Origin of the sequence: Erythrobacter donghaensis (assembly GCF_001557325.1) — a bacterium.
GTDB classification, from domain to species: domain Bacteria; phylum Pseudomonadota; class Alphaproteobacteria; order Sphingomonadales; family Sphingomonadaceae; genus Erythrobacter; species Erythrobacter donghaensis_B.
In genome coordinates, this window is the sequence record NZ_LSJS01000111.1 from 1 (window position 1) to 3,986 (window position 3,986).

Here is a 3,986-nt window from a genome sequence, read left to right on the forward strand (position 1 = left end):
TCGGCGGGCAGCCCGAGCCGCTCTACGTGATCGGCCTCGACGCGCCCTCACGCGAGGTGCGGGTCGGGCCCAAGCGAATGCTGGCGGTGAGCGCTGCGCACCTGACCGAGACCAACCGCATCGGACGCCTGCCCGATGCGCCGCTGACCGCGAAGGTGAGGAGCCTCGCGAAGCCGGTGCCGGTGACGCTCGAGGGGCCGCTGGGCGGTGGCGCGGCGGTGACGATCCGCTTCGCCGAGCCCGAATTCGGCGTTGCCCCCGGACAGGCGGCGGTGATCTATGCGGGCGAGCGCGTGGTCGGCGGCGGGTGGATCGGTTCCACCGAAAAAGTAAGCGCCTAGTTCTCGTAGGGCTCCAGCACGCAGCCATAGCCCTCGCGGTAGGTCGCCGTCGCGCTCGCGACCAGCGGGAAGCGCGCGGTGACGCTTTTGGTCTCGACATCCTCGACCAGCGTCACCGCCTCCATCCCGGCGAGCTTGTCCTTGGCGCAGTCCTCCAGCGGCCGGCCCGCGACGAAGCGGCACGAGCACGCCACGCGGGCCGAATAGGCCGAGGCGATGCTGCCATAGCCGTCGATCTCGCTGCGGAAGGCGAAGGCCGCGCCGCCGACCAGCGCGGCGATGATCGCGAGCATCCACAGCCCCCAGCGCGTCCGGGAGCGCCTGCCTGCCGATGCGGGTGATTTCGCCATTGCCAAGCCTTCATGCTTCGGGGAAGGAGAGCGCGATGACCCTCCGAGCCGCCGTCCTTAACCGCGCCCTGCCCCCCACGCTAGCCCTCCTGATGCTTGCAGGCTGCGGCGCGGCGCCGGTGGCCGAAGTCCCGCTCACCGATGAAGCCAAGGCCGCCGTCACCGGCGACGCGGGCGCGCCCAAGGACCGGCTTGCGCGCGAGATCGACGATCTTTTCACCAAGCCCGGCCTCGGCGAGACCCGCGCGGTGGTGGTGATGGCGAACGGCAAGCTCGCCGCCGAGCGCTACGGGCCGGGTTACAGCAAGGACACGCGCTTCATCAGCTGGTCGATGGCCAAGACTGTGACCGGCGTGCTGATCGGCATGCTGGTCGCCGACGGGCTCCTCGCGCTCGACGCCCCCGCCCCCGTCCCGCTGTGGCAGCGCCAGGGCGATCCGCGCGGCGAGGTCACTCTGCGCCACCTGCTCCAGATGCGGAGCGGCCTCAGGCACACCGAGAGCGGCGACCCACCCTACGAATCGAGCGAGGTCAGGATGCTGTTCCTCGACGGGCGCGACAACATGGCCAAGTGGGCCGAGGAGCAGCCGCTCGAGGCCGAGCCCGGCAAGCAGTTCGAATATTCCAGCAACACCAGCGTCATCCTCGCCGACATCGCCGCGCGGGCGCTGACCACCAGCGACAAGCCCGAGGCGCGGCGCAAGGCGGTGGCGGATTACCTCCGCCAGCGGCTGTTCGGCCCGCTCGGGATGACCAGCATGGTGCCCGAATTCGATGCGTCGGGCACGCTGATCGGCGGCTCGCTGATGCACGCAACCGCGCGCGACTGGGCCAAGTTCGGCGAGTTCCTGCGCCGCAAGGGCCGCGCGCCGGGCGGCGAGCAGCTCGTGCCGCAGCGCTGGGTCGAGGCGATGGTGACGCCCTCCCCGCGCAGCCCGCACTACGGCTTCCAGACCTGGCTCAACCGCCCGATCCCCGGCCGCGCCGCCGAAGAGCACCCGCTGTTCCCGGACCGCGCGCCCGAGAGCCTGTTCAGCCTGATCGGCCACATGGGCCAATATGTGCTGGTCTCGCCGAGCCAGCAGGTGACGCTGGTGCGGCTCGGCCACTCCGACGCCGCGCAGCGCCCGCCGATGCTGCAACAGGCGGCGGACGTGCTGGAGCTCTATCCGGCGAGGTAGCGCCAGGCCGCCCTCCTGTTGTCCCTGCGGGACAGGAGGGGGGCTAGAGGAAGAACGCGCCCTCGACCACCGTCACGCAGGGCCCGCCGAGCCATGCGCGCCCATTTTCTCCGGCGCCGTCCAGCCGCAGAGTCAGATCGCCGCCGCGCGTGGAAGCCTGATGCGCGGTGAAGCTCTCGCGGCCCAGTTTCTTCGCCCAGAACGGGGTGAGCACCGCATGGGCCGAGCCGGTGACCGAGTCCTCGTCCACTCCGCCGCCGGGCACGAAGACGCGGCTGACGATGTCGGTCTTGTCCCCGGGCGCGGTGCAGATGAACTGGTCGTTCCCCAGCGCCCCGAGCCCGCGGATGTCAGGATCGAGCGCACGCACCTGCGCCTCGTTCTCGAACAGGAATACGTTGTAGCGGCTGTCGTTGCGCCACACTTCCAGCGGCGTCGCACCGAGCAGCGCCACGGCCTCGGGGTAATCGCCCGGCGCGGTGTGAATCGCGGGGAGCGCCAGTTCATAGGCATCCCCCACTTTCACCACCTCGAGAATGCCCGATTTCCGCGTGCGGAAAGTGATCCGCTCGCCGCCATCCCGCTGGAGCAGGATATGCCCGCTCGCCAGCGTCGCATGGCCGCACAGCGCGATTTCATAGGTGGGGGTGCACCAGCGCAGCTCCCAGTCGGCCGCGCCCGTCGTGTCGCGCACCACGAAGGCGGTTTCTGCGAAGAGGTTCTCGCCCCCGATCTTGACCAGCACATCGTCGGGTAGCCATTCTTCGAGCACCATCACCGCCGCCTGGTTCCCGCCAAAGGGTTGCGCAGCGAAGGCGTCGACGTGCCAGTAGGGGATGTTCTGGGGCATAGGGGCAGTCCTCAGGGGTAGAGCAGCGTGTCGGACCAGGGGGCGTCCGGCGCGGAGCGGGTGAATTCGCGGCGATCATGCAAGCGGTTGTCGCGATCGATCCAGAATTCGATTCTTCGCGGGGACAAAGTGAAACCTGTCCAGTGCGGCGGACGCGGCACCTTGCCTTCGGCCTCGTGCTCGGCCCAGACCTGCTGGACCCGGTCGATATAGGCCTTACGCTCGGGCAGCGGGCGCGACTGGTCGCTGGCGGCGCTGCCGACCTGGCTCTTGTAGGGGCGCGAGTGGAAATAGGCGTCGGCGCGTTCGGGCGAGACTTCGGTGAGCGGCCCTTCGATCCGGATCTGGCGGCGCAGGCTCTTCCAGTGGAACAGCAAGGCGGCCTGCATGTTGGCGCGGATCTGCGCACCTTTCCGGCTTTCGGCATTGGTGAAGAAGGTGAAGCCGCCGCCGGCAATCTCCTGCGAGCCGTGCCCCTTCAGCAGCACCATCCGCACCGAGGGCGCGCCTTCGGGCGTCGCGGTGGCGAGCGCCATCGCGTTGGGATCGTTGATCTCGCCCACCTGAGCGGCGGCAAACCACTCCTCGAACAAGACGAAGGGATCGGCACCCGCAGGCAGCACGCTATCGGCCAGCTGGGCATCGTCGAGCGGGGCGGCGTCAGGCATCGGAAGGGCTCCTCGGGAAGCTTCGGGATCAGCCACATAGTGACCCGCGGGCGCCAGAGAAAGGCGCATATGATTAACTTTGGTTTTCCGCCGACATTTCCGCCGACAAGGGTCCCCGCTTGCGCATGACGACTGTCTCACCTAGCTAACTCACCATGCGCGACCTTTATGCCACGCTCGGGATACCCCGCACGGCCTCCGAGGCCGACATCAAGAGTGCCTATCGCAAGCTGGCGAAGGAGCTCCACCCCGATCGCAACAAGGACAATCCCAAGGCCTCGGAGAAATTCTCCGAGGCGACCCGCGCCTATGACCTGCTCTCGGACAAGGCCAAGCGCGCGCAATATGACCGCGGCGAGATCGATGCCGATGGCAACCCGGCCAATCCCTTCGCCGGAATGGGCGCAAGGCCGGGTTACGGCCGGGGCGGCACCTATGGCGCGGGGCCCGGGGCGGCCGGTTTCGAGGGCTTCGGGGCGGACGAGGTCGATCTCGGCGATCTGTTCGAAGGGCTGTTCGGCGGGCGCAAGCCGCAGAACGGCGGTGCGCGGCGCGGCTTCGGCCGCCGAACAGCCCTTCGAACAGATCGCCGAGAT

At 68.9% G+C, this 3,986-nt stretch carries 6 protein-coding genes; 3 read left to right on the top strand and 3 right to left on the bottom strand.

Features of this window, described 5'->3' with window-relative positions:
* The coding region (locus tag AX692_RS05935; RefSeq protein WP_330997573.1) for an aminomethyltransferase beta-barrel domain-containing protein at positions 1-341 on the top strand (341 nt) is incomplete at its 5' end.
* On the opposite strand, the gene AX692_RS05940 is transcribed toward AX692_RS05935, so the two are convergent.
* A complete protein-coding gene (locus tag AX692_RS05940) occupies positions 338-691 on the bottom strand; it encodes a hypothetical protein (RefSeq protein ID WP_073973960.1) in 354 nt (117 codons plus the stop codon). The two genes, AX692_RS05935 and AX692_RS05940, sit on opposite strands and share 4 nt — an antisense overlap.
* 35 nt (positions 692-726) lie before the next feature.
* On the opposite strand from AX692_RS05940, the gene AX692_RS05945 reads away from it, so the two are divergent.
* Positions 727-1,872, top strand: a complete 1,146-nt coding sequence (locus tag AX692_RS05945; protein WP_073977132.1) for a serine hydrolase domain-containing protein — start codon at positions 727-729, stop codon at positions 1,870-1,872.
* A gap of 43 nt (positions 1,873-1,915) precedes the next feature.
* Here AX692_RS05945 and AX692_RS05950 read toward each other — a convergent pair whose 3' ends face one another.
* Positions 1,916-2,722 (bottom strand): PhzF family phenazine biosynthesis protein, encoded by an 807-nt coding sequence (locus tag AX692_RS05950; protein WP_073973081.1) that lies wholly within the window; start codon positions 2,720-2,722, stop codon positions 1,916-1,918.
* Positions 2,723-2,733: 11 nt separating this feature from the next.
* Complete coding sequence (gene pdxH / locus AX692_RS05955) at positions 2,734-3,390, bottom strand: pyridoxamine 5'-phosphate oxidase (RefSeq protein ID WP_073973080.1); 657 nt, start codon at positions 3,388-3,390, stop codon at positions 2,734-2,736.
* Between the two features lie 155 nt (positions 3,391-3,545).
* On the opposite strand from pdxH, the gene AX692_RS05960 reads away from it, so the two are divergent.
* A partial coding sequence (locus tag AX692_RS05960) for a DnaJ domain-containing protein (RefSeq protein WP_196491771.1) occupies positions 3,546-3,986 on the top strand: 441 nt, incomplete at its 3' end.